The organism is Actinomadura sp. 9N215, from assembly GCF_044326345.1.
In the GTDB taxonomy this organism is placed as follows: Bacteria; Actinomycetota; Actinomycetes; order Streptosporangiales; family Streptosporangiaceae; genus Spirillospora.
This window is the reverse complement of record NZ_JBIRBA010000018.1, coordinates 92,922-118,261: the sequence shown is the minus strand read 5'-3', so window position 1 is coordinate 118,261 and position 25,340 is coordinate 92,922. Positions and strand designations below refer to the sequence as shown.

Annotated in this window: 23 protein-coding genes; 17 read left to right on the top strand and 6 right to left on the bottom strand. The window is 69.7% G+C overall.

Going from position 1 to position 25,340, the window contains the following annotated elements; all coding sequences use genetic code 11:
- Window positions 1–239 precede the first annotated feature (239 nt).
- Window positions 240–1,898: a hypothetical protein gene (locus tag ACH34T_RS27575; RefSeq protein ID WP_396023822.1), complete on the bottom strand. Its 1,659-nt coding sequence runs from the start codon at window positions 1,896–1,898 to the stop codon at window positions 240–242.
- A gap of 76 nt (window positions 1,899–1,974) precedes the next feature.
- The gene (locus tag ACH34T_RS27570) at window positions 1,975–2,454 is read right to left on the bottom strand and encodes a nuclear transport factor 2 family protein (protein ID WP_396023821.1); all 480 of its coding nucleotides are present in this window, start codon (window positions 2,452–2,454) and stop codon (window positions 1,975–1,977) included.
- Window positions 2,455–2,750: 296 nt separating this feature from the next.
- On the opposite strand from ACH34T_RS27570, the gene ACH34T_RS27565 reads away from it, so the two are divergent.
- From ACH34T_RS27565 to ACH34T_RS27535, 7 genes are all read left to right on the top strand, one after another.
- Window positions 2,751–3,170: a YbaB/EbfC family nucleoid-associated protein gene (locus ACH34T_RS27565; protein WP_396023820.1), complete on the top strand. Its 420-nt coding sequence runs from the start codon at window positions 2,751–2,753 to the stop codon at window positions 3,168–3,170.
- On the top strand, window positions 3,167–3,493 hold the full coding sequence (locus tag ACH34T_RS27560) for a WXG100 family type VII secretion target (protein ID WP_396023819.1): 327 nt from the start codon (window positions 3,167–3,169) through the stop codon (window positions 3,491–3,493). The genes ACH34T_RS27565 and ACH34T_RS27560 overlap by 4 nt, the downstream gene beginning before the upstream one ends.
- A gap of 12 nt (window positions 3,494–3,505) precedes the next feature.
- The gene (locus ACH34T_RS27555) at window positions 3,506–4,000 is read left to right on the top strand and encodes a hypothetical protein (RefSeq protein WP_396023818.1); all 495 of its coding nucleotides are present in this window, start codon (window positions 3,506–3,508) and stop codon (window positions 3,998–4,000) included.
- A 73-nt stretch (window positions 4,001–4,073) separates the two neighbouring features.
- Window positions 4,074–4,625, top strand: a complete 552-nt coding sequence (locus tag ACH34T_RS27550) for a nucleic acid/nucleotide deaminase domain-containing protein (RefSeq protein WP_396023816.1) — start codon at window positions 4,074–4,076, stop codon at window positions 4,623–4,625.
- 283 nt (window positions 4,626–4,908) lie between these two features.
- A complete protein-coding gene (locus ACH34T_RS27545; protein WP_396023815.1) occupies window positions 4,909–6,912 on the top strand; it encodes a HEAT repeat domain-containing protein in 2,004 nt (667 codons plus the stop codon).
- The gene (locus ACH34T_RS27540; RefSeq protein WP_396023814.1) at window positions 6,909–8,045 is read left to right on the top strand and encodes a nucleic acid/nucleotide deaminase domain-containing protein; all 1,137 of its coding nucleotides are present in this window, start codon (window positions 6,909–6,911) and stop codon (window positions 8,043–8,045) included. The genes ACH34T_RS27545 and ACH34T_RS27540 overlap by 4 nt, the downstream gene beginning before the upstream one ends.
- A gap of 14 nt (window positions 8,046–8,059) precedes the next feature.
- Window positions 8,060–10,429, top strand: coding sequence for a hypothetical protein (locus tag ACH34T_RS27535; protein ID WP_396023813.1), 2,370 nt, complete (start codon window positions 8,060–8,062; stop codon window positions 10,427–10,429).
- Here the strand turns inward: ACH34T_RS27535 and ACH34T_RS27530 are convergent.
- The gene (locus ACH34T_RS27530; protein WP_396023887.1) at window positions 10,392–11,180 is read right to left on the bottom strand and encodes a YbaB/EbfC family nucleoid-associated protein; all 789 of its coding nucleotides are present in this window, start codon (window positions 11,178–11,180) and stop codon (window positions 10,392–10,394) included. The two genes, ACH34T_RS27535 and ACH34T_RS27530, sit on opposite strands and share 38 nt — an antisense overlap.
- Before the next feature lie 124 nt (window positions 11,181–11,304).
- Here ACH34T_RS27530 and ACH34T_RS27525 point away from each other — a divergent pair, with 124 nt between their 5' ends.
- Complete coding sequence (locus tag ACH34T_RS27525; protein WP_396023812.1) at window positions 11,305–12,150, top strand: nucleic acid/nucleotide deaminase domain-containing protein; 846 nt, start codon at window positions 11,305–11,307, stop codon at window positions 12,148–12,150.
- Between the two features lie 62 nt (window positions 12,151–12,212).
- Here the strand turns inward: ACH34T_RS27525 and ACH34T_RS27520 are convergent, their stop codons facing one another.
- The gene (locus ACH34T_RS27520; RefSeq protein WP_396023811.1) at window positions 12,213–12,821 is read right to left on the bottom strand and encodes a hypothetical protein; all 609 of its coding nucleotides are present in this window, start codon (window positions 12,819–12,821) and stop codon (window positions 12,213–12,215) included.
- A gap of 453 nt (window positions 12,822–13,274) precedes the next feature.
- Between ACH34T_RS27520 and ACH34T_RS27515 the strand changes: the two genes are divergently transcribed.
- The 9 genes from ACH34T_RS27515 (at window position 13,275) to ACH34T_RS27475 (ending at window position 22,833) form a co-directional block, all read left to right on the top strand.
- Window positions 13,275–13,517: a hypothetical protein gene (locus tag ACH34T_RS27515; protein ID WP_396023810.1), complete on the top strand. Its 243-nt coding sequence runs from the start codon at window positions 13,275–13,277 to the stop codon at window positions 13,515–13,517.
- A gap of 250 nt (window positions 13,518–13,767) precedes the next feature.
- Window positions 13,768–14,553: a glutamate ABC transporter substrate-binding protein gene (locus ACH34T_RS27510; protein WP_396023809.1), complete on the top strand. Its 786-nt coding sequence runs from the start codon at window positions 13,768–13,770 to the stop codon at window positions 14,551–14,553.
- A 45-nt stretch (window positions 14,554–14,598) separates the two neighbouring features.
- Window positions 14,599–15,288 (top strand): hypothetical protein, encoded by a 690-nt coding sequence (locus ACH34T_RS27505; protein WP_396023808.1) that lies wholly within the window; start codon window positions 14,599–14,601, stop codon window positions 15,286–15,288.
- 15 nt (window positions 15,289–15,303) lie between these two features.
- The gene (locus ACH34T_RS27500) at window positions 15,304–16,341 is read left to right on the top strand and encodes an XRE family transcriptional regulator (RefSeq protein WP_396023807.1); all 1,038 of its coding nucleotides are present in this window, start codon (window positions 15,304–15,306) and stop codon (window positions 16,339–16,341) included.
- Window positions 16,342–16,503: 162 nt separating this feature from the next.
- Window positions 16,504–17,370 (top strand): helix-turn-helix domain-containing protein, encoded by an 867-nt coding sequence (locus tag ACH34T_RS27495; protein ID WP_396023806.1) that lies wholly within the window; start codon window positions 16,504–16,506, stop codon window positions 17,368–17,370.
- A 579-nt stretch (window positions 17,371–17,949) separates the two neighbouring features.
- Window positions 17,950–20,106, top strand: coding sequence for an AarF/UbiB family protein (locus tag ACH34T_RS27490; protein ID WP_396023805.1), 2,157 nt, complete (start codon window positions 17,950–17,952; stop codon window positions 20,104–20,106).
- A gap of 61 nt (window positions 20,107–20,167) precedes the next feature.
- The gene (locus ACH34T_RS27485; protein ID WP_396023804.1) at window positions 20,168–20,785 is read left to right on the top strand and encodes an alpha-ketoglutarate-dependent dioxygenase AlkB; all 618 of its coding nucleotides are present in this window, start codon (window positions 20,168–20,170) and stop codon (window positions 20,783–20,785) included.
- A 441-nt stretch (window positions 20,786–21,226) separates the two neighbouring features.
- On the top strand, window positions 21,227–22,054 hold the full coding sequence (locus ACH34T_RS27480; protein ID WP_396023803.1) for an NAD(P)H-binding protein: 828 nt from the start codon (window positions 21,227–21,229) through the stop codon (window positions 22,052–22,054).
- Window positions 22,051–22,833 (top strand): maleylpyruvate isomerase family mycothiol-dependent enzyme, encoded by a 783-nt coding sequence (locus ACH34T_RS27475; RefSeq protein WP_396023802.1) that lies wholly within the window; start codon window positions 22,051–22,053, stop codon window positions 22,831–22,833. Before ACH34T_RS27480 ends, ACH34T_RS27475 begins: the two co-directional genes overlap by 4 nt.
- Window positions 22,834–23,334: 501 nt before the next feature.
- Here the strand turns inward: ACH34T_RS27475 and ACH34T_RS27470 are convergent.
- Together ACH34T_RS27470 and ACH34T_RS27465 are read right to left on the bottom strand one after the other, a co-directional pair.
- The gene (locus ACH34T_RS27470; protein ID WP_396023801.1) at window positions 23,335–23,547 is read right to left on the bottom strand and encodes a DUF397 domain-containing protein; all 213 of its coding nucleotides are present in this window, start codon (window positions 23,545–23,547) and stop codon (window positions 23,335–23,337) included.
- Between the two features lie 260 nt (window positions 23,548–23,807).
- Window positions 23,808–24,680 (bottom strand): helix-turn-helix domain-containing protein, encoded by an 873-nt coding sequence (locus ACH34T_RS27465; protein ID WP_396023800.1) that lies wholly within the window; start codon window positions 24,678–24,680, stop codon window positions 23,808–23,810.
- Window positions 24,681–25,340 lie beyond the last annotated feature (660 nt).

The following is a 25,340-nucleotide window of genomic DNA, read 5'->3' as shown; positions in this document are numbered from 1 at the left end:
CGGGTCGGCAGCCGATGGTTCAGCGGGCGGCGGGGCGACGGGTGTCGGTTCAGCGGCTGACGGGGCGTCCGGCGGCAGGTTGGCAGCTGACGGGTTGGCGGGAGGGGGTTTGGCCGCCAGTGGGTCGGCGGGTGGCGGGTCGGTGGTGGGCTCTTTGCGCGTCGTCTGTCCGGCGGCGCTGGGCTCCGCAACTGGCGGTTGGGCGGACGGGGGTTCCGGGGACGGGGGTTTGGCGGCCATCAGCCGAGCATTCGGCGGGCGACGGCGACCTGGCGGGCCGCGATCCGTCGCGTCCATTCCTGGACGTCGACGCGCTGCCGGTCGTAGTGCGGAAGCCTGCGCGGCAATTCGTCGAACGGCATCACTTCGGCGGTCGGGCCGTCCGCGGGTGTGAGGTCGCGGGTGAGGCGCTGCCAGCGGAATTGCAGGTAGCCGCGGCGATGTCCGGTGCGTTCGATCCAGTTGGCGAGGCCAGGATCGCGTTCGCTGACCACGTACCGGATCATGCCGTCGTCGTCCACGCGGGCCTGGTCAGCGGTGAGGCTCGTCTGGTGGTTGATGTAGTCGAGCGAGACGTACCACATGCTGCCGAGCTGGAATCCCTGGTACGGCGCCACATCGCGGGCGGCGGCCGGTGCGGTGATCACCATGACCTCGTCGTCGTCCAGATCGTAGTGCCCGACGGACGAGAACTGCGTGGCCAGCCCGCCGGGTGTGGGACGCGGCTCCGACAGCGTATTGACCGGCAATTTCAGGTAATGCCATTCGGGAAAGGCCAGGAAAGTGCGCAGCCTGGCCAGCAGCATCTTGCCCGCGACCTCGTACCGTCTGGCCATCCGGTCGGACGGTACGGGCGGCGGCGACGTCCCGAGAGTGTCGGCGCGATGGATGCGGATCTCCCCCGGCCGCTCGTTCTCCCAGTCGCTGAACACCTCGCGGACGATCAGCATCGCCGAGCCCGGAGGAAGCGCGACGTATCCGGGGCCGGCGTCCGGCCTCGGTGGACCGAAACGCAGGTGGAACGTCCCGTCGTCCGCGATACGCAACTCGCGGTCGTCGAAGGCCGTGAGGCTGTCGGGCGACTGGGTGGGCGAATAGTCGCCGTTCATGATCTGAAAGCTCAGGTCGGCGGTCGTGCCGCGCCGCCCGGTGACCACGTACTCGGCGTCGTCCCTTATGTAGGCGTGGAAGTACAACGTGTCGGGATTGTCGAGGCCCAGCTTGGTGTAGGGCCCGGTGGACGACGCGAAGTAGGGGTGTTCGCGCTGATAGGCGCCCACCATGTGCAACGACGCCTTGATGCTGCCCGCCAGGTAGTCGAGCCCCTCCGCCAGGTCCTGATCGGACGCGACGTGCGGCGCGCCGCGAATGATCCGCTCTGCCTCGACGACCGCTTCGGCGAACGCCCACGTGGCCGAGCCCCCACCCGGACGACCGGCCGAATCGTCCCGATCGCCCTGACCGAGCTGAACCGCGCGGTCGACCTCGCCAGTCTCGCCGGATTGGCCGGTCCGGTCGATCTGGCCGTTCTCGCCGGACTCGCTGGACTGGCCCGGGCAGACGGCCTCGCCGGACTGGCCCAGGCGGACGGTCTCGCCGGGCTGATCGGGTTGGCCGGACCCGCCGGACCCGCTGGACTCGCTGGACTCGCCGGTGCGGTCGATCTGGCCGGAGTCGCCAAACGGGCCGGAGCGGCCGGTCCGGTCCGTTTGGCCAGTCTGGCCCGTCTCGCCGGGCTGAACGACGCGGTCGGACGGAGCGGGCTGGGCGGACGGAGCGGGCTGGTCAGTGCGGGCGGACGGGGCGGGCCGGGCGGGCTGGGCGGTGGGGGTGGACGGGGCGGTGGGGGTGGAGTGATCGGTGTGGGTGGTCTTGGCTGTGGCTGGGTCGGTGGCCACCGGGCTCTCCTGAGATCACGGATGAGATGCGGTGCGCGGCGTCGGAACCGGAGACTAGAACTCGTTCTATCACGGGTCAACGGCGCCGTCCCGGCCAATGGGAAGTGGTGAACTTCAGGCTGGGTGCGTCGTCCAGGGACATCGTGTACTCGTACGTTCGCCGGTGGCCCGTCCGCTCGACTCGCCAGCGGCCGTCCCCGTCCCGCCGGTACGCGTCGTGGTAGTACGCGGCGCCTCGGATGAGCAGGCGGTGCTCCGGAATGATGATCGTGTCGTCGAGGGACCAGACGCCGGTCGCCCGGTCGCCGTCCACGTCGATCTCCGGGCAGCCCGCCGTGTGAGTGGAGATCTTGTCGGGGCCGAGGTTCGTCCGCATGTAGGCGAGGATCGCGTCCCGTCCGTCCAGCCTGAGGGTCTTGCCGAGCAGCGGGGTGTCGTACTCGGCGACGGCGTCCGCGGTGAACACCTCGGCGAACTCGTCCCACAGCTTCAGGTCGACGCACCTCAGATACCGGTGCTTCAACCGGCGGATCTCTTCCAGCGCAACCAGGTCCATGCGTCACAGCCTGCTAGGCGCCGACCCGGAAGACAAGAACAGGTTCTAATCTCCGCTACCTCCGGCGGGACCCGGTGCCTCCGGCGGGACCGGTGCCAGGTCTCGGGCGTTCGCCTGGCGTTCTGCATGCGCAATCGGTGGAGCATAAGTGACGGTCGGTGTTCGCCGTGACCATTGTCACCTTCGGCCTGCGGCGGAACTCGCCATTCTCCCAGTTCACCGCGTATTTGGTCGTTGGCCAACATTTGGACCGATTGATTATGATCTCCCAAGCGACCTAGCAGCGGAGGCGCTCGATGGCGGGGATCCCGGGTGGTGAGCTGGAACATCTGCTCAACGAGGCACGCGCCGCGTTGGGGACGATGGCCGGAAACAGCGGTGCGCGTCCCGGCGCGCCGTCCGCCAAAGGGCACGGCGAGGCGGCCGGGGGGCTGGTCCGGGCGACCGTGTCGGCGGACGGGGAGGTCGAGAGCATCGAGCTCGCGCCGCGCGCGATGAGGCTGTCCTCCGGGGAGATCGGCGAGCATGTCGCGGCGGCGGTGAACGCCGCGTTCCAGGAGCTCCGGGCCGATCCGGCGGGGCTGCCCTCAGGCGCGGACACCGAGCGGCTCACGGCGCAGGCCCGCGAACTCCAGGACCTGAGCATGCGTCAAATGCGGCAGATGACCCAGTCGATTTCGGACTTGATGGCTCAGCTTCACGGAGGACGGCGATGACCGACGGCTTCCAGGTATCACCCGACCAGCTCACCTCGTCCGCCGAACGACTCGGCCAGGTCGCGGACGAGTTCAACCAGCAGGTGCAGCAGTTCGAGTCGCAGATCTCCGGTTATGGCGAGCCCTGGGGCGGCGACGATATCGGAATGCTCATCGGAATCGCGCACGGCGCCTGTTTCGAGGCGGCGATGAAATGCTTCAAGGAGAACGTCGAGGAGCTGGACGAGCGGGTCAAGGCGCTCGAAGCGGTCGCGAAGAACTACACCAAGATGGAGCAGTCGAACGTCCAGACGGTGAACACCATCAGCAAGGCACTGGGGTAGGTGGGGTAGGTCATGGGCCTGCAACTGCCCGGCGAACTCATCAGCCTGCTCGGAATGCTCGGCTACACCTGGCCGGAGGCAGACGAGACGAAACTGATGGAGATGGGCGGCACCTGGATGTCGTTCGGCGGGACGCTCCAGTCGACGTCGTCCAGCGCCGATTCGGTGGCGCAGGGCGTCTGGACGGCCAACAAGGGCGACGATTTCGAGGCCTTCCAGAAGGAGTGGACGAACGACGAGGCCGCGTCCGCGAACATCCGGGACGCCGCGACAGACTGCATGCTGGTCGGCGCGGGGCTGCTGATCGCCGGGGTCGTCGTCCTCGTCCTGAAGATCAACGTGATCGTCCAGCTCATCATCCTGGCGATCCAGATCGCGCAGGCCATCGCGACCGCGGTGGTCACGTTCGGCGCCTCGCTGGCCGAGATCCCCATCTTCAAGATGATCACGGGTGCGATCATCGACCAGCTCCTCGGCATGGCGGTGGAGGCGCTGCTCAATGGCTAGACACGGCCGGGGCAACCGGGGCGGAAGCAGCGGCGGCCGGGGAAATCCGGCCGGTGCGAAGGTCATCTCGAAAGTGCTGTCGGAGACCCGGACGTTCCGCAGCCGGAGCGGCCGGAGCCGCGAGTACGAGCTGATCCATCCGAACAAGTCCCGCGAGGGCGACCTCTCCAAGAAGTACCACATGAAGGACCGGAAGGACGGCGAGAAAGGCCAGACCGGTCCCAATGTCAGAACCCGAAAGGTCGACCGCGACAGCAACGACCTGGCCCGCGCTGTGGACGACGCACGCCGCCATTCCGGTGACGGCTCGGGCCGCAACTACGCGGCATTCCGCTACATCGACAAGAACGGCGATGAGCGCATCATGGTCGCGCGCAGCGACGGGCGGCACTCGGAGAAGCGCGCGGGCATGGAGATCCTGGAGCGCGGCGGCAAGCTCAAGGAGGTCTATACCGAACGCCAGCCGTGCGACATTCCCGGCGCCTGGTGCGAGGAATGGATCCCCAGATACTTCAATAACAAGCTCGACGTGACCTACAGCTATCCTTACGACAATGACGTGCCCGGTTCCAAGTCCAGCGCGAACTCCTCGGTCAAGAGACATGCCGGGGGACTGCTGACGTGATCACCCATCTCACGGCCGACGCACGCGTGCCCGGCGCCGCTCCGGGGAACAGGCCAGAGAGCGCACTAAGGAACAGGCCGGGAGCACCTCGCGGACGAGCCACGGGCCGCGTCAGCGAACAGGCCCCGGGCCGCGTCAGTGAACAGGCCAAGGAACGCTTCGGCGAGCAGACCACGGGACGCTTCGGCGAGCAGACCACGGGACGCTTCGGCGAGCAGGCCAAAGGGCGCTTCGGTGAGGCGGCCGGGCGAGGACGTTTCAGAGAACCTTCCGGGGGACGGGGATGAGCGGCGGATTCCGTGACGCGGCCGACTGGGCGGGCCTGACCCACGCCTACGGCGCCGCGACGAACCTGCCGGACACGCTAGAGCAGGTCGGATCGGACGACCCGGCGGCGGTCGAACGCGCCTTGTACGACTTGTCCGGCACCATCTACCACCAGGGCTGGGTGTATCCGGCGACGGTCCCGGCGGTCGGCGTCCTGTACGAGCTCGTCTCGAACCCGGGCACGCACCACCGTCCGCGAATCCTCGGGCTGCTCTCCGACATCGCCGCGGCCGTCTGGGACCTGGAGGACCACGACGACGCCGAGTACGACGAGCCCGATCTCGCGACCGTCCTGGAGTGGGCGCGGGCCGCGCGCGCCGCCGTCGAGGCGGGCGTCCCGACGCTGATGAGCCTGCTGGACGACGGCGACCCCGCCGTCCGCGCCGCGGCTCCGTTCGTCCTCGCCGACTTCCCCGAGCACGACCCCGACCCGGTGCCGCGCCTCCGGGAGGCCGCCGGCGCGGAGGAGGACGCGGGCGCCGCCGCAAGCATGGTCCTCGCCGTCGGCGACATCTGCACGGACAGGGCCGAACCACCGCTCGACTGGTTCCGGGAGCGCGGCGCCGACGCGCGGCGCGAGGTCCGGGCCGCCGCCGCGGTGGCGCTGGTGTGGTGCGGTGCGGACGACCTGGACGACGACCACCTGCAAGCCATCACGGCGGAGATCCAGGCGGACGAGTCGGCGCTGGACGGCCAACTGTGGGTCCTCGACGGCGGCCGCACCGGATTCCTGACCTCCGCGCTGGACGACCACCCCGGTCCGCAGATCCGCCTGGCCCGCGACGCACTCACCCCCGGAAGCCCCGACGTCACCGGCGTCACCGACGTCACCGACAGGACAGGCGCGGCCGCCAGCACCGAGAAGCGCGTGCAGGCCGTCCACCGGGCGGGGCAGGTCATGCGCACGTGGCGGGCGGGCGCGGCAGGGCTCCTCCCGCCGCTCGCCGACCTGCTCACCGACGCCGACACCGAGGCCGAGGCCGAGGTCGTCAAAGAGGCCGTCTGGGAGATCAAGCAGGGCGGCCCCGACATCGCCCTCGTCACCGATCGGCTCCCCGCCCTCCTGGGCACGTCCGGCCTCGACCACCCGTATGACCTGATCGCGGGCAGCGCGCTGGAGGCGCTCGGCCGGGCGGGCGACGCGCGGTGCGTCCCCGCCCTGGCCGCCGACCTGGCCGAACCTCGCCTGTCGTTCAACCCGGCCCCGGCGCTCGCCGGTATGAAGGAGCACGCCGACGCGCTCCTCGGCCCCGTCCGCGAGTTCCTGGACGAGCCGAAGAAGGGCACCGGCTTCGCGGGCAACCACCTGACGAACGTCATGATCGGGCTCGCCGCGTGGGGCGACCGCGCGCTGCCCCTCCTGCCGGACATGATCTCCCTGCTCGAACGCCGCAAGGCCGTCCCGCATGTCGCGCGGGCACTCGCCGCGCTCGGCCCGGCCGCCGCGGACGCCGTCCCCGTCCTGCGGCGCTTCCTCGGACGCAAGCACGGCCCGCAGGCCAGCCAGAACGCGGCGTGGGCGATCTGGCGGATCACCGGTGACGGAGAGGAGCCGCTGCGGTTCCTGTCCGGCGCGATCCGCTCCGGCCTGGACGACGAGGACATCGAGCGCCTCTTCGCCCTCGGCCCCGCCGCGGCACCCGCCCTGCCCCTCCTGGACGAGACGACACCCGGCGCCGCCGCCGTGATCCACCACGCCACGGGCGACGTCGAGCGGGCCCTCCCCCACCTGGTGGACGCCGTCGCCGCGACCCCGACCGGGATGCTCGCGGTGCGGTGCCTCGGCGAGATCGGCGCGGACGCGTCCCCCGCCGTCCCCGACATCAGGGAGATCGCGGAGAGCCCCCGGGTCCTGGCGGGCGGCGCGAGCACGGACGTCCTCGCCACCGACCGCGCCTACCAGACCTTGGCCGCCACGGCCCTGGCGCGGATCACCGGTGAGGAGGCGAATGCCCGATGACCGCCGAGATCATGGCGCGCTTCGGCCCCAAGGGGGTACGCCGCATCCCGCCCTCAGAGCTCCCTGGCGCAGACGCGGCAGCGGACACCGGTGCAGGTCCAGGCGCGGTTGCCAGGACGGGGCCGGGGACGGGGGCGCTGCCGCCCGATGCGGCCCGCGCGCTGGCGGATCCCGGGCTACCGCTCCAGGTCGGCCCCTACTTCACCGCCTCGACGGGCGAACCACTCGCCCTGGCCGAGTACGCGGCGACCATCGGCTACCCCGACGCAATCCCCACCACCCCCGCCTCAGCCTCCGCCTCCGCCGAAACGTTCAACGAAGCGCCCGGCGGGACGTTCAACGACGCGTCCGGCGGGACATCCGGCGAAGCGTCGGGCAGAACCTCCGGCGGGACGGCGAGCGGAGCGTCGGGCGGAAGCTCCAACGGGACGTCCGGCGGGACATCGGGCGGGACATTCGGCAAGGCGTCGCGCGAGGCGTCCGGCGGGGTGGTCGACGCGGCAGGTTGGTGCCGCGTCGGTACCGACCACGGTGCCGAGATCTGCGTGACCGGGGCCGGTGACGTCCAAGCCGTGTTCGTCACCGCGACCGCCCCGCCGATGACGGTCAACGGTTCCGTCCCGGCGTTCATTGCCTCCCTGCTGGCGCTCGACCGGTACCTTCCGCCGCTCGCGTCCCCCGGCGACCGGAATCCCGCCGAGATCTTCCGCGAGCTGCGCCAGGCGCTCCTGGAGATCGACGAACCGGCGCTGGCGGACGACGAGGCGTGGTGGCCGCGCGTCCTGGAGCAGATCCGGCACGCCCTCAGCTTCCCGTTCGCCGCCGCCGTCGAGTACGAGGACGCGAACGGCGGCAAGCACGTCGAAACGGAACAGGCCCGCGTCGGCCTGCCGCACCCCGAACGCCTCCTCTGGGACCGGCTGGACGCCCGCGGCATCGCACCAGGCCAGGTCACACGCGTCTACACGGAGCTGGAGCCGTGCTTCCTGCCCGGAAACTACTGCCGGACGGGACTCAGCCGTTTCCGCAACGCGGAGTTCACCTACAGCTTCGACTACGGCGCCACGGCGGACGAACGCGAACGCGGCCTGCTCGAACTCATGCGGCAGGCGGCAGGCGCCACAGAAACCTGACGGAGCGGATCACAGTGACGACACCGGTCGAGATGAACCAGGCGCCGTCCATCGGCGCGGGCCGGGAACCGGCGGTCGCGGCCGTCCGGGCGTGGCTCACCGACGTCCTGCGTCCACGGCTCTGCGTCGTGACCGGCGCACCCGGCAGCGGCAAGAGCCACCTCACGGCCTGGACGGCGCTCACCGACACCGGCCCGGTGCGCACGGTCCACGCCATGATCAGCGCGCGGGGGATGACGCCGCACGCCCTGGGGTGGGCGCTGGCGGAGCAGCTGTCGGTCGCGGGCGGGTCCCCGGAGGTCGTCGTCGCGGGCATCGCGGCGGACCGTCGTCCCGCCACCGTGGTGATCGGCGAGCTGGACGAGTCAGGCCCGGCCTGCGACGGCTCCGCCGCCCCCGCGATCATCACGGACCTGCTCGACCCGCTTCTGGGGTCACAGCACGTCCGGCTGCTCGTGGAGGGACGGCCCGAGGCCCTTTCCGCGTTCACCGTCCCGGCCGAGGTCGTCCACCTGGACGACCCCGACCTGACCGACCGGGCCGCGTTCACAGCATGGCTACGACAACAACTCCCAAACGACACCCACACCACCCCCACCCCAGGCACCACCCCCACCCCAGGCACCACCCCCACCCCACGCACCACCCCCACCCCACGCACCATCCACACCCAGGGCACCACCCACGCCCCGCACACCCAAGACTTCGTCCACATCGAGGGCATTGCCCACGCCGAGGCTTTGTTTCCCAACGTCGGGATGGCTGAACTCGCGCTGGCCGCGGGCGCGGCGGAGGACGTCGCCGAGCGCTGGCTCGACCGCGTGCCGCCCGGCGCCGTCCCCGCGCTGGAGGTCCTCGCGTCCGCGTACGGTCTCCTCGACGCCGATCTTTGGACGGCGCTGACGGCGGCCCTGACCGGCGACCCGGAGCGGGCCCGCGCGGCCGTCGACCTCGCCGCACGCCTCGTCAGCCGCGTAGACGACGGTTTCCAGATCGGTTCGCGTCCACTCCGCGAAGCGCTTCTGCGCAGGCGCACGCCGGAACTCCACGCGCAAGTCGAGCACGCGATCGGCGCCGCCCTCTACGCCCAGATCCCCGTAGATCCCACCGGGGCCCCGCTCTGGGCCGAGAGCCCGCCCTACATCACCGCGTATCTCCTACGCCACGCGGCCGTCACCGGAGTGGCCGACCGCCTCATCGCGAACGCCGGACAGCTCGTCCACGCCGACCCGCGAGCCGCGACCGCCGTCCTCGAATCGCTGGACTCCGCACCGCAGTGGCCGGTGTGGCGCGCCGCCGGCCCCGGGCTCCTCGCCACGTCCGACCCGGCCGAACGGGCATCGCTCCTCCGGCTGTCGGCACAGCTGCTCCGGGACGGCGTCCTCGCCGACCAGTTCGCGCCGCACGCGTCCACCGCCTGGGAGCCGGGCTGGTCCAACGTCCGCGGCGAAGGCTGGACGGGCCCGGTGTCCGCGCTCGCCTACCGCGACGGCGCACTCCTCGTCGCCGCCGCCGACGGCGCCCTGCACACCTTCGACTCCTCGTCCGGGACGCCCATCGGCCGCATCACCGGCGGCGCGCCGGAGATCTGGGGCCTGGTGTGGTTCCCGGACGGCACCGTCCTGCATCTCGACGCGCACCGGGCCGTGCGGGCCAGCACCGTCACCAAGTCCGAGAGCCGCGCCGACCGCATCAGCGGGCTCCTCAACCAGGCGCCCGACAGCGGCCCCGAGCAGGTCGGCGCGAGCACGGTCCGCGACACGCTCAGGAAGTGGCAGGGCCTGACCGCCCTCGGCACCGCCGGCTCAAGCCACCTCCTCGCCGGCGACGCGTCCGGACAAGTGCACGTATGGGAACCCGCCGCCCCGCAAAACGTCAGAACCCACCGCCTCCATGACGGCCCGGTGACGGCCGTGACCGGCATGCAGGGCGACAGCGGCCGCCTCAGCCTGCTCAGCGGCGGCGCCGACGGCACGATACGACTACGGCCGATCGACGCACCCCCAGCAGACCCGACGAACCCAATGAGACCTGCGGACTTGATGAACCCGGCAGATCCGGCGGACCCCGTGGACGAGCCGGGCCCGGCGGACGATCCAGGCCCGGCGGACGAGCCGCTCATCCGCCGCAACACGGGCGTCACCGCAGCGGCTTTCGCGAGGCTCCCGTCCGGCCCCGTCGCCGCCATCGCCTGGACCGATGGTCACATCAGGATCTGGGACCTGCTCACCGGGGACGAGCGCGTCATGAACCTGGGACTCACGGTCAACGCCCTGGCCCTGACCCCCGAAGGCCTACTCGCCGTCGCCGGCCCGCACGGCACGGCGACGCTCCGCCTGCACCGGATCAGCGACCGTCCCGGACCTTCGCCAGCGCCTCGTTGATGGCCTGGTTGAACACCGCCAGCTGACGCAGGCCCTCGGTCTGGATCTCCTCGGCCTGCTCGGCCAGGGTCACCGCGTCCACCGCGTCGCCCGCCGCCTCCGCGGTCTTGCTCCGCAGGTCTTTGAGCGCCGCGTTCACGGCCGTCACGAGATGCCCGCCGAGCTCGTCCGCGGACATCCGCATGGCCCGAGGGTTGATCTCCACGCCCTTGACGCGTCCGCCCACGGCCGCGGTCGCCTTGACCTTGCCCTCGGCCGCCTCCCCGACCCCCTCAAGAGCCCCGGCACCCGCACCCCCGGCAAGAGACCCAATACCCGCGCCCCCCGCAAGAGACCCAGCACCCGCACCTCCCGCAAGAGACCCAGCACCCGCACCTCCCGCAAGAGACCCAGCACCCGCACCTCCCGCAAGAGACCCAGCACCCGCGCCCCCCGCAAGAGACCCAGCACCCGCACCTCCCGCAAGAGACCCAGCACCCGCGCCCCCTTCAACAGGCCGGGCACCCGCACCCCCCGCGACAGACCCGACACCCGCGCTCCGCCCGACGGACGCGTCATCCGCAACCCGCTCAACGGACCCGGCACCCGGAGCCCGCCCCACAGGCCCGGCACCGGCGCCCCGTCCCGCAGGCCCGACACCCGCACCCGCGTCCCGCTCAACAGAACCGGCGGCTGCGTCCCGCCCAGCGGGCCCAGCGCCCGGGCCCTGCCCAGCAGGTCCGGCACCTGCGGCCTCACCGCCCCGGCGCATCGACTCCAGCGCTTTGCGCGCCTCGGCCAACGTCCGCTCGAACTCGACTGGCTCCACCCGACGCCCGCCCTTCCATTCCCGTCAACATCACGAGCCTATGCGGGACGGCTGAGAGACTGAAGCCATGACGGAAGACCTGGGAACCCGCCTTGCGGAGCACTTCGGCACCGAGGGCCTACTGCATATCGAAGCCGCGGACGCGCCACTGCCCGCCCCCGCCCGCGCCGCGCTCAACAACGGCCTGCCCGCCCAAGTGGGCCCCTACTTCTCCGCGACCGACAATGAGCCGCTCCGCCTCGGCGACTACGCGGCCTCAATAGACGCCGCTCATATCCCATCGGACGCGAACTCCTGGTGCCGCCTCGGAACCGACCAGGGCGCCGAAATCTGCGTCATCCCGTCCGGTGCCGTCCAGGCCGGCTTCGTGGTGACGGACGTCGCACCATTGCACGTGAACGCCGACGTCCCGTCCTTCCTGGATTCACTTCTGGCCCTGGACCAGGCCCTCCCCGCCCTGCGCTCCCCCGGACGGCAGGACCCCGTGACCGTGTTCCGCGAACTGCGCTCCCGCCTCCTCCGAATCGACGCTCCCGCCCTGGACGACGACGAATCCTGGTGGTCCCGCGTCCTGGAACTGATCCGGCACGCGCTGAGCTTTCCCGCCTCCGTGGCCTTCGAGATCGAGGAACCGGACGGACGCAAACACATCGAAACCGAAGAGACCAAAGTGGGCGTCGAGCACCCCGAACATCTCCTCTGGCAGCGTCTGTCGTCCCAAGGCGTCCACCCCGAGCAGATCACGCGCGTCTACACCGAACTGGAACCGTGCTTCATGCCGGGCAACTACTGCGCGATGTGGCTCAACCAGTTCACCAACGCCGACTTCACCTACAGCTACGACTACGGCGCGACCGCCGAGGAGCGTGAAACCGGCATGCTGGAACTGATGAACCACGCCGCCACCAGCTGACGCCCACTCCCTACCTGAACCTGACGCCCGCGGGCTGTGCTCGCCCGTCCGCCCCGGGCGCGTCAATCAAGAGCTCTCAGCCGTTCCGCCACGACCTTCGCCAGCGCCACCACCTGCGCCTTCTCCTTCTCATCCGGCTGGTCATGGGTGCGTGCCGACACATCCACGACCACATTGGAGATCCGGAATTTGGCGTGGATGTCGAACACCTCGATACGGGCCATCACGATGACATACGACGCCTTGTCGATCGTCCGGTAGCCCTTCTCCCCCACGTCGACCGACGTCACCTCTTGCCCGCGCCGCACCCGGTTTCCGTGCCAGATCTCCACATCCTCGACGGCACGTTCCGGCCCGGTCTGATCGGTCGTAGCATGCGCGGTCTTGGCGAAGACGCGCACCGTCCTGAACGGCTGGTCCACTCCCCGCGGCACACTGCTCCATTTGCACTCCGACCGGGCGTCCCCTCCCAACCCGAGAAGCCCTTCGGGCCGGGAATCCCCCGGTTCACGCGCCCCCTTGGAAACGAACGCCGCCAGCGTTCCGGCGGCAGGCATGAGCTTGCACGCGTCGACGTCCTCGAACCGCCCATCCGAGTTGAACAATCCGAACCGCCAGGCGACCGTGGCCCCGCACCCACCCAGCACAACAACACAGGCGGGAACCAGCACGACAAAGAGCCACCGAGGACGCCTGAGCACAACCGAACCACCCACGCACCCAGCGTGACACACCCCACCACCAACACACGACCGATCACAAAACCTACCTGCCCGACCACCCTCCCGAAAGATCCCGACCAAGAATCAACAAGGCCATCCGAACGACACCCCCACACAACCAAGACCGTTCATAAATGATCACCACCTCGGAAAATAAAACGACTCAAACACCACACATACCGACATTGAGCGTGGCCGATATCGGCCGATGGGCAGCGGCCTGTGTAGGGTGCAGGCCACGCTGGGAATGACAAAGGCGAACGGACGGCTGATCATTCTTCTGGCCGTCCTCAGATGGAATGGGTGATGTGCATGACGGAAAATGCGGGTGACGTTGTCGCAACGGATGCTGGTGCTGAGGAGCCGGAGGGCGAGGCTTCTTGGTGGGGACGTGGAGTCGCCTTGTTCACCCCGGTGTTCGCGGTCGCGGCCGGGTGGCTGGCCGGGGTCGTGGCGCAACTCGTCCCCGGAGCTCAGCTCGATGAGGATCAGGTGACCGCGTTCATGGTGGCGGCCACCACCGCGGCCCTCGGGGCCGGATGGAAATGGCTTCAGGGCTGGCAGCAGCACGAGAAGGCGGTGACCGACGGCAAGGCCGCGCCAGTCAAGAGCACCCGACAGCGGAGGCCCCGCGCGCGCAAGTAAGCCTCCCGCAGAACACCACCCAAGGCAGACACCACTCACGGCAGGTACCACCCACAGCGGGCGTCGCTCACTGTAGGTCCCGATCCTGGCGGGTACCGACCGACCGCAGTGGATGTGCCGGGGTGTGGTCTGGTGTAGTGCGCCCTTGGGCTGGGGCTTTGGGAATTGGTGCCCTTGGGCCACCTGGTGGTTGTGAGGCGATCATTTGCTGTTCATCTCGTGATTTAGTTTCACGAGTAGGCATGGCCGTGTGCATGCTGTTCTGGCGGTCTTGCTGAGTGTCGTGCTCGTGGGGTGTTCAGCCGCGAGGGCGTCTGTTTCAGATGACGATGCCGTCGTTGTCGGGGTCAAAGCCGACCAGCCCGGCCTCGGGCTCAGGGAACGGGGTGTGTTCCGGGGGTTCGAGGTGGATGTGGGGACGTACATCGCCCGGCACATCGGCGCCTCCCGGGTCAGGTTTCAAGAGGTCCGGTCGGACAATCGGGAGCAGAAGCTGAACGACCGCGCCGTTGACCTCGTCCTCGCCTCGTACTCGATTACGCCCGACCGGTCGAAGCTCGTCACGTTCGCCGGTCCCTACTACGTGGCGCAACAGGACATCATGGTGCGGCGTGGAGAAACCCGGATTCGGGGTGTACGTGACCTGGCCGGCCTCCGAATGTGCCAGGCAAGCGGCTCGGTCTCAACGGAACGAGTGGTCAAAGGGCTGAGCATTCCGACAACGCTTGTTCCGGGATCTTCCTATAGCGACTGTGTGACGAAACTGCGCGGCGGGGTGGTCGACGCGGTTTCCACCGGTGACCTGGTGCTGGCCGGATTCGCGGCCAAGGACCTGCAGATCCTGAACGCGCCGTTCACCGAGGAGCGGTACGGGGTCGGGCTGCGGAAGGACGACGTCGACGGCTGCGAGGCGGTGAACCGGGCCCTCACCACCATGTACCAGGACGGGACGGCCAGCCGCTTGCTGCGGAAGTGGTTCGGCAACAGCGGGCTCAGGCTGGTCGAAGAGGTCCCCCAGTTCGAGGGCTGCTCGTAAAGAAACGCTGCTCGTATTGTCGGTGCGGCTGCTTAGAGTGGGCTGGTGGCTGAGGACAGGGTTGTTTGGGACGAGCTCTTGGCGGCCGGTTTCCTGCACGCTCTGCGGGAGGCCCATCGGGACGCGACGCTGGCCGTCCTGGGGTCCTTGAGCCGGGCGGCGGGGTTCACGGAGCGGTCGTACGGGGTCAGCGCGTTCGACGTGCTGGCGACGTGGATCGACCGGGTCTTCGAGGACGAGCCGCAGGTCGTCCGGGACGATCTGAACGGGTCCCCCGGGTGGCGATTCGGCCCCTTCCGCGACGCGCGAGCGGGCACCCCGTTGGCCGCGCAGGGGCCGAGGGCTTACCGGGTGTTGCTGAAACGGCACGAGTTCGGGAACGTCCGCGGCATCCGGTGGGATCGGGACAGTCCCACCAAACAGGCCGTGGCGCGGCAGGGATATGTCGAGGATCCGCAGTTGGAGTTGCCGCTCGGCATCGGCCACGACACGCCCGGCGTGGTGACTTTGGTGCTGGCGCACAGCGCCACCGATGAGCCGCTGGAAATGGAGCTTTTCCTGGGCCGGCCCAGGTGGAACGCGGACGGCGGCACGGCCTGGCACTGGGTGCGGGAGCTGGACGACGCCATTGGGCCCGATCCACGTCGTAAGCTCGTCGAGCGGACGATGCCGTTGTGGGACGACCGGGAAGCCGATGTCCCGATGCGGCTCCGTGGGGAGACGAAATCGGCCTAGCAAAGGGTGGCGCGGGTGCTGTTCGACTGCGAGCGGCTGACGCTTGCCCGGCGGCTCAGGGGGTTGCGTAAGAATCAGGTCGCGCAGGCCGTGGGAACGACTCCGAAGGCCATCGGGCGGTACGAGGCCGGGGCGCAGGCGCCCGAGGAGCCGATGGTGAGACGCCTGGCGATCGCTCTCGGGGTGCCCGTCGAGTTCTTTCAGGGCGGGCGCAGCCGTGTTTCGCTGGACGGGGCGCATTTCAGGTCGTTGAGGTCGACCAGCCAGATCGAGCGGGATCAGGCACTCGCCTATGGGCGGATCGCCGCGGATGTGGTCGGGGCATTGGAGGACCTCGTCGATTTCCCCGCGGTCGATCTGCCGGAGTACGCGGTGTCGCCGGACGAGATCGCCGGGGACGGTCCCGTCGAGGCGGCCAAGGTCGCACGGAAAGCCCTGGTCGGAGAGCCGGGGCCGGTCCCGCATGTGGTGAGGCTGCTGGAGTCGCACGGGGTGATCGTGCTGGTGCTGCCGGAGGCGGCGGAACGGGTCGACGCGTTCAGCGCGGACGTTCATCCGCGGCCGATGGTGTTCTTCAACCCGGCCAAGGGCGATTACTGGCGTAACCGATTCGACGGCGCGCACGAGCTTGGACATTTGGTGATGCACGCCGACGCCGAACCCGGAGAGAAGATCGTCGAAGACCAGGCGCACCGTTTCGCCGCGGAATTCCTGATGCCGGCGGACGACATCGGCGGCGAATTGCCCGCGAGTGCCGACTGGGGGCGGCTGGCCGAGTTGAAGGCGGTATGGGGCGTCAGCATGGCGGCGCTGCTGTACCGGGCGCGGACACTGAAAATCATGAATGAGGCCGCATACCGGAACGCGATGAGCATGCTGAGTTCGCGCGGGTGGCGAAGGCGGGAACCGGGGCCGCCGAAGGCCTTGGAGCAGCCCACGATGCTGACCGGCGCCATCGAGATCGTCGGCGCGGCGGGCACGGACCGTGACCGCGTGGCGCTACGCGCGCGAGTCACGAGAGCCGATCTCGATCTGCTGATTCCACGCCGGTGACCCCGAAACTGGAACGATCCCCACTGGTCGTCCAACGACGATGGTGTGATTTCTTCGGCGGGCCGGCAGTTACATATCTCTGACCGGAAGTCGCCTGCGCTCCCGCCATTGCCTGTGAGACCCTCCGAGGGTTGTCGTGACGTACGAGACGCTGGAGATCTTGTGCTTGACAATCGGCAGGCCGGTCCGACCGCCTTGCGCATGCAGATCGGCGCGCGGCTGCGGCGGCTGCGGGAGGAAAAGGGGATCGGGCGCGCGGAGGCGGGCGCGGCCATTCGCGGTTCCGCCTCCAAGATGTGCCGCCTTGAGCTCGGACGGCACGGTTTCAAGGTGCGGGACGTCCTTGACCTGCTCGACCTGTACGGCCTGGACGACGAAGCCGAAAGGGAGAGCTTCATCGACCTCGTCCGGGAGGCGAAGAAGGCGGGCTGGTGGCAGAGCTACGCCGACGTGGTGCCGAGCTGGTTCGAGCAATACGTCGGCCTGGAGCAGTCGGCGTCGACGATTCGCGCCTACGAGGTGCAGTACGTCCCCGGGCTCCTGCAGACGGTCGACTACGCGCGGGCGGTCATCGGACTGGAGCACCACAACGCGGCATACGACGAGTTCCGCCGCCGCCTCAAGGTGCGGATGACCAGGCAGGGCATCCTGCACCGCCCCGTCGCCCCGGCCAGGTTCTGGGCGGTGATCGATGAGGCGGCGCTGCGCCGTCCGATCGGCGGGGCCGCGACGATGCGCGCCCAGATCGAGCACCTGATCGCCGTGTCGGAGCGCATGCCGAACGTGAAGGTGCAGCTCCTGCCGTTCTCCGCGGGCGGCCATCTGGCACTGGGCGGCCCGATCACGCTCATCCGGTTCGCAGAGCACGACCTGGACGACGTCGTGTACCTCGAACAGCTGACCGGCGCCCGCTACCCGGAGGGCAGGGAAGCCGACCGCTACAAAGAGATCATGGATTCACTCGCCATCCGCGCCGCACCTCCCGCCCGCACCATCACACTCCTCACCAAAATCCTGAAGGACTTCTAACCCCACGTCCCACCCCACACCGCCCGCCACCCCAACTCGCTCCACCCGCCCCTCCAACCGTCCCGCTCCAACGACACACGTCCCAACCGGCCCGCTCCGACAGACACGTTCCGACAGGGGCGCGTCCCGACAGACACCTTCCGACGCGAGCGCGTCCCGACGCGGGCGCAGGCCGAAAGCGGCGCGTCCCGACGCGGGCGCGGACCAACGCGGGCACGGGCCAACGCGGGCACGGGCCAACGCGGGCGCGGACCAACGCGGGCGCGGACCAACGCGGGCGCGAGCCAACGCGGGCGCGAGCCGAAAGCGGCGCGAGCCAACGCGGGCGCGAGCCGAAAGCGGCGCGGGCCAACGCGGGCGCGAGCCGAAAGCGGCGCGGGCCAACGCGGGCACGGGCCGAAAGCGGCGCGGGGCCGACAGGGGCGCGGGCCGACCGGCAGGGGCATGGTGGGGCGGGAGGTTCACCCGTGGGTGGGAGGCCGTCGGCGTGCCGGTCCCCCGGCGGCGGGAGGCGTGGCGCGCGGACGCGGCGTTAGCGTCGCCTGCGACATTGGCGACTTCGCAGGTGGTGGACGGGTTTTGGATTCCTCGGCGACGGCCGTCGCGTTCGTGGTCGGGACGGCGATCAACACGTGCGTGATGGCGTACGGGGCGCGGCGGCTGCTCAATGTCCGGTTCTCCTTGTTCCGGACGATCGTGGCGGGCGTGATCGGGCAGGGCGTGGCGAACCCGATCATCACGGCGCTGATCGGCGACCTCGACGGCCGCCAGGAGCTGACCCCGCTGCTCTGGTTCGTCTGCCTCGGCTTCGCGTGCGCGCTTCTGGTCTCGATGACTCTGCTGGTGCTCTGGGAGGCGTTCGTCCCGACCGGGAGCGTCCCGTCGCCGCTGTTCTGGTTCGGCGGCGCGAGGTCCCGGGTGGCGCGGACGCGGCGCTACTGGCGGATCACGTTCATCGTCCTGCGCCACGGCCTCGGCCCCTACCTGCGGGGACGTGCCCGCCGCGGGCCCACGTCGCAGGAGGGGCGGGAGCGGCTCGCGCGCTCGTTCACGGATTCGCTGGAGCAGGCGGGCGTGGCGTTCGTGAAGTTCGGCCAGGTCCTGTCGACGCGGCGGGACGTCCTCCCGCCGGAGTTCGTGGCGGAGCTCGGACGCCTGCAGGACCGCGCCACCCCCGTCCCGTGGCCGGACATCGAACAGGTGATCCAGGACGAACTGGGCGCGCCGCCCGAGGACGTCTTCGCGTCCTTCGACCGGACACCGCTGGCCGCCGCGTCGGTCGCGCAGGTGCACGCCGCCACGCTGAGGTCGGGTGAGGACGTCGTCGTCAAGGTCCAGCGGCCGGGCGTCCTCACGGTGGTCGAGCGCGACCTGGACATCGTCGGCCGCCTGGCGCGGACGCTCCAGTTCCGCGCCGGGTGGGCGAAGGCGTTCGGCGTCGTCGACCTGGCCGACGGGTTCGCCACCGCACTGCGCGAGGAACTCGACTTCCGGGTCGAGGCACGCAACATGGCGTCGGTGGCGGCCGCGGTGACGGCACGCGGATCGGACATCGTCATCCCGCACCCGTACGACGACCTGTGCACCGGCCGCATCCTGGTCATGCAGCGCCTGCACGGCACGCCGCTCAGCCAGGCCGGCCCTCTCATCGACGCCCGAGAAGCCAGACGAGAAACCGCACGGGAACCCGGAGGGGAAGCCGGACAAGAAGCCGCACGAGAACCCGGACAAGAACCCGGACGAGGAGACCCGAGAGAAGCCGGACGAGAGGCCGGACAAGGAGACGCGAGAGGAGCCGGACGAGAGGCCGGGCAAGGAGTCCGACGGGAGGCCGGACGAGGTGACGCGAGAGGAATGGACCGGACGAAACTGGCGCACGCCGTCCTCGACACGGTGCTGCGGCAGATCGTCCTCGACGGGGTCTTCCACGCCGACCCGCATCCCGGCAACATCCTGTTGCTCGACGACGGCCGCCTCGGGCTGATCGACTTCGGCTCGGTCGGACGCCTCGACGCCGGGCTGCGCGGCTGCCTGCAGCGGATGCTCCTCGCCATGAACCGCGGCGACGCGATCGCGGTGACGGACGCCTTCCTCGAAGTCGTCGCCCGTCCCGACGAACTGGACGAGCAGGCCCTCGCCCGCGCACTCGGCGCTTTCATGGCACGGCATCTCGGCGCCGGGTCCGTGCCGGACATGGCGACGTTCACCGACCTGTTCCGGCTGGTGGCACGGTTCGACCTGAACGTCCCGCCGGAGATCGCGGCGGTGTTCCGGGCGCTGGCGACGCTGGAGGGCGGCCTGTCCGAGCTCGCGCCCGGGTTCGGCATCGTCACCGGGGCGCAGGAGTTCGGCGAGACCTACCTTCGGGAACGGCTCCGCCCCGCGTCCCTCCAGGAGGCCGCGGCCGACGAACTGGTCGGCCTGCTGCCGATGCTGCGCCGCCTCCCGCGCCGCCTCGACCGCATCACCGCCGCCGCGGAGGCGGGCCGCCTGACCATGAACGTCCGGCTGTTCGCGGACGAGGGCGACCGCCGGACCGTCACCGGCCTCCTCCAGCAGGCGCTTCTCACCGTCCTCGCGTCGACGGCCGGAGTGATGGCGGTGATGCTGCTGGGCCTGAAAGGCGGGCCGAGCATGACCTCGGACGTGACCCTCTACCAGTTCTTCGGATACTGCGGGCTGGTGATCTGCTCCGTCCTGTCCCTACGCGTCCTCGCAGTGATCTTCCGCCGCTGACCTGCGACCATCACCCACCCTACTCGAACACATGTTTGACTGCACCGGGTACAGTGAGGACATGTTCCAAGCCTCGCTGCTGGACGACACGGACGAGCGCGGTCCGCGTCCGCTGGGTTCGGCGCGGCGGACGCGGCTGGCGCACGGCGCCTGGGTGGACGTCCTGCCCGGCTGGATCCCGGGCGCGGACGCGCTGTTCGAGCGGCTGCTCGCGTCCGTCCCGTGGCGCGCGGAGAGCCGGCGCATGTACGACCGTGTCGTCGACGTGCCACGGCTGCTGGCGTTCTACGACGAAGGCGACGCTCTGCCCGATCCCGTCCTGGACGAGGCGAAGGCCGCGCTCGACGCCCACTACGCGGAGGAGCTCGGGGAGCCGTTCCGCACCGCCGGACTGTGCCTGTACCGGGACGGCCGCGACAGCGTGGCATGGCACGGCGACAAGATCGGGCGCGGCGCCACAGAGGACACGATGGTCGCGATCCTGTCCGTCGGGACGCCGCGGAGCCTCCTGCTACGTCCACGCGGCGGCGGGCAGACGATCCGCCACGAGCTCGGACACGGCGACCTCATCGTGATGGGCGGGAGCTGCCAGCGGACATGGGAGCACGCGATCCCGAAAAGCACCCGCACAACCGGCCCCCGCATCAGCATCCAATTCCGCCCCCGCAACGTCCGCTGACCACCCGCTCGGAAGCGCGTCGGCATCGTGCGATCATGACGATGACCCGCGAGGAGACACCGCCCTGCCCTCCACCAACGCACCCCCTCGGCGCAGTCGGCCTCGAAGCGCGCAGGCACCTCCCGGAACGCGGCCACAACGTCCTGCGCGGCCCACTCTCCGAGACGGCCGACCGGGCAACGAAGGAGTTGGCACGGCCCCACGCACGGCCCCACATACTCGCCCCCGAACACTGCACCAACCACGCCTACTCAACGCCCGTCCGCCCCACTTGGCCGCACCCACCACGAACAAGACGAACACCCCGCCGCCAAAGTCCCGGCGGACGTCCTGTGATGGTGGGCGCGGTGGGTGTGGTGTGGGGGGCGCGCCTGTCCGGTGGCGGGACGGCTGGTGGGTCTTCCGTGACGGCCGTCCGATCTCCTGAGGAAAGGAAGCTCGATGATCTTGGTGACCGGCGCGACCGGCAATATTGGCGCGGAGTTGGTCGACATCCTTGCGTCGTCCGGCGAACCCGTGTGCGCTCTCGTCCGCCGCCAGCCGCCTGAGCCGGTGGACGGCGTCGAGCACGTCACCGGCAACCTCGACGACCCCGCCTCCCTGGCCCCGGCGCTGGACGGAGCCCGAGGCCTGTTCCTCCTCCCGGGCTATCGCGACATGCCGGGCGTCCTCGCCGAGGCTGGCCGCGCCGGAGCGCGGCGCGTCGTCCAGCTTTCGGGCGGGTCGGCGGGCAGCGGCGACATGACGAACGCCGTCACCCGCTACATGGTCGTCACCGAGCGGGCGCTCTACGATTCGGGCCTGCCGTGGACGGTCCTGCGTCCGAGCGCCTTCATGTCGAACGCGCTGCGCTGGCTCCCACAGCTCAACGCCGGTGACACGCTCCGGCTGCCGTTCGCGAACGTCCGCACCGCCGCCGTCGATCCGCGCGACATCGCCGCCGTCGCCGCGAAGGCCCTGCTGGACGACGGTCACGAGGGACAGATCCACTATCCGACCGGCCCCGAGTCGCTCCTGCCCGCCGAGCAGGTCGCCGTCCTCGCCGATGTCCTCGGCCGTGACCTGCGCTTCGAGGCCCAGCCCGACGACGAGGCCCGCGCCGAGATGACCGGGCAGATGCCCGCCGAATACGTCGACGCGTTCTTCGACTTCTACGTGAACGGCTCCCTGGACGAGTCGGTCGTCCGATCAACAGTGCAGGACATCACGGGCACACCACCCCGAACCTTCCGCCAATGGGCCGAAGCCCACGTGTCCGCCTTCGCATGACCGCCGTCGAGCCCCTCGCCACCATCGCCGCCGCGACACGGTCTCTGCTCGCCACGGCGGAGCGCCTCGATGACGACGACGTCCGCGCACCGTCCCTGCTCCCCGGCTGGACGCGCGGCCACGTCCTCACCCACATCGCCCGGAACGCCGACGGCGGCACCCGCCTGCTCACCTGGGCCCGCACAGGCGTCGAGTCCTACGAGTATCCGAGCATGGACGCCCGCGCGGCCGAGATCGACGCGGGCGCCGGACGACCCGCCGCCACGCTCGTCGCGGACGTCCAAGACAGCGCCCAGCGGTTCGCCGACGCCTACACGCTGATGCCGGACGAGGCGTGGGAGAGGGTCGTCCAGTGGACATCGGGCGCCCGCCACCCCGCCGCCCGCGCCACCGACGCACGGCTCACCGAGGTGCTCGTCCACCACGTCGACCTCGATGCCGGATTCACGCCGGACGACTGGCCCGCGGCCTTCACGTCCCGGACGCTCGACAGCGTCGTCGCCTCCTTCGCCCGCCGCGACGACGCCCCACGCCTGCGCCTGCACGCCACCGACACAGGCCGCACCCTCAGCGCAGGCGACGACGTTCACGCCCACAGCGCCAACGCCGCCCACGTCCGCTCCGGCGACGGCGACGGCGACGGCGACGGCGACGGCGACGGCGACGGCGACGTGATCGTCGCGGGGGCGGAGGCGTCGCTGCTCGCCTGGCTGATGGGACGCTCCCGCGGAGACGACCTCACCGGAGCCGAAGGCGTGACCCTCCCCTTCCTCTACTGACCTCCCCCGTCTCGGCGCTGTCGTGACCGGACGTCACGCGGCGACCGGCAAATGCGTAGCCGCGCAGCTGCACACCAAGCGGCGCCGGTGTGATCGGGCGTCGCACAGCGATCGGCTATGGCGGGGCCGGGCGCTCGTTCGGCAGCCTGCAATGGCGCGGTTGGGCGTCGCACCCGTCGTCCGGCGATGGCGTGGCCGGGCGGGCGGGCGGTGGGCGGGTGACCGTGGGCCGGCTTGCGGGCAGGGGTGTCCGAGGGTGGGCGGTTCCGGTCTCGTCGGGGGCGCCGGGATGGCGGTTCGGCGACCCGTTGATGATCATGTTACGGGCGGCGTCGTCTCCGCGACAGGGTGATCAGGGACGGTTCAGGGTCGATTCAGGGTTCGCTCGGGGTCGACGAACCATCCCAACTCCGCAGTCTTGTCAAGAGTAGCCAGTCAAGGCTTCCGGCAATCGCCATGTTCGACAATTTCTGCGAAAGGTGCGAAAAAGAGTCGCGCGACTCAACGTCCGTCCAGATCTCCAGCCTGGATCGCGCTCAGCAGCGCATTCCACTGCGCGGAATCGAGAGCGAGGACGCCCGCGGAGTGGTCCCGCGAGTCTCGGACCAGCACCGACGGGCCAAGCGCCGTCACCTCCACGCAGTCGCTCGAATCCTGGCTATAACTGGCTTTGCGCCAGTTCAGCACGGTTCCGCGAATCGATCGGCACACCATCCAGCAACCCTCCATCCATTGCCGGCGGGTGCCGTCTCGCCAACCGATCGGGCAAGAACACCCGCCCGGCGAGCACCAAGCAGGGCACGACAAACCACGACCTTGTGGATAATTTCCCGGTCCTGAGTGTAAACGGTTCGAGTTATCCCGCCTACAAGGGAACACAAGATCACTCTGCGTGCTATGAAGGCCACTCGCCTTGTGGGTGCCCGATGCGGCCGTCACCTCCGGTCGAGTCGAGTCGAGTTGCGGAGCGGGAGTCAGGCCATGAGGTCCTCGGCGGTCTGCCGGAGCAGCGCGATCGACTGCTCGGCCGACAGCGCCTGTTCCAGCAGGAGCTCGAACGTGTCGCGGTACTCGGGGATCTTGTCGTCGTCGCCCGTGAGCATCAGGCTGGCGCCCGACCGGCCCTCAAGGTAGAGGATGTCGTCCAGGTCGCCGTCGAACTCCAGGAGGCTGAACGGCCCTTCGAGGCCCAGGTGCGCGCCCGCGTTGAACGGGATGATCCTGACGGTCAGCAGCTCGTCGCGCTCGGCGTCGTCGGCGATGCGCGTGAGCTGGGCGGGCATGATGGCGGGATCGACCTTGATGCCGACATGGCGGCGGATCACCGCCTCGTCGATGATGTAGTGCTGGCGTGGCGGGTTCTGCCGCTTGGCGAGCTCCTGCTGCCGCTGGAGGCGCAGCTTCGCGCCGAGGGCCCTGCCCTGCTCGGACACCTTGCCGGTGGCGAGCACGCCCGCGTACTCGGGCGTCTGGATCAGCCCCGGAATGACCGATCCGTGGAACTGCCGGATGTAGGCCGCCCCCGCCGCGTAGCCCACGTAGTTCAGGAAGTTGGGGTCGAACTCGCCCCGGTACGTGTTCCACCACGCCGGTTCGCGCGCGCCGCGCGCCAGCGACTGCAGCCGCTCCTGGCGCCCCTCCGAGGTGACGTCGTACACCGTGAGCAGGGCCTGAAGGTCCGTCCGGGTGATGGCGTTCTTGCCGCCCTCGACCCTGATGAGCTTGGACGGAGACCATTCAAGCTGCCGCGCCACCTGGTCCTGTGTCATCTTCTTCTCTTTGCGCAGGCGGACGAGTTCGGCGCGCAGCAGTGCGCTCTGGACGATCGGCCCCTGGTCACTGGTCATCTCAATCGCTCACTCTATGTAGTAGATGCCACCAGCCCGCATGCAATCTGGCAGCCCGCCATGTTGCGCGATACGTCACGCCAATGCGCCACCTGACGGACCCGCGAGAACTCACCCCCGAGGGCCGGCCCCGTCATATCGCCCGAAACTCGACGTTGAAGCTTCCAGACTGCTGCATGCCCGTAGACTATGTTGTAATGTGCTAGGTAGCAAAGTAGCAGACGCCGACCTGCCACCCGACGCCTTGCTACCTCCGACAGGCAACACTTTCACTTAGGGTGAGGGCCAGGACGGACAGCGCGTCCCGTCCGGAGCCTCTCCCTCGGCGGACACGGGGACGTACGCCGGCAACGAGACACCGGACACGCGCCGGACGGGGAGGACGCCACGGAACGCCGGATATTTCGGAATACCAGAAAAGAAAATAGAGTCGCCCGCCGCTTCCCATCCGATCACCGGTTGCGAGCCAAGACGATCGAGGGAAAGCGGAGAGCGACTCCTCGAGACCGCGCGAGATCGTACCGGCCGGCCTCTTCGGACTCTCTTGCGAAGTGCAGAAAGATCCGGGCTGACCTGCCCAAACGTTCTTCGCGGACTCACCCAGTCTAACCGCGATCATGCCGATCGGGCTAGTAGGTGAATGCGACTCGGTCGCCACAC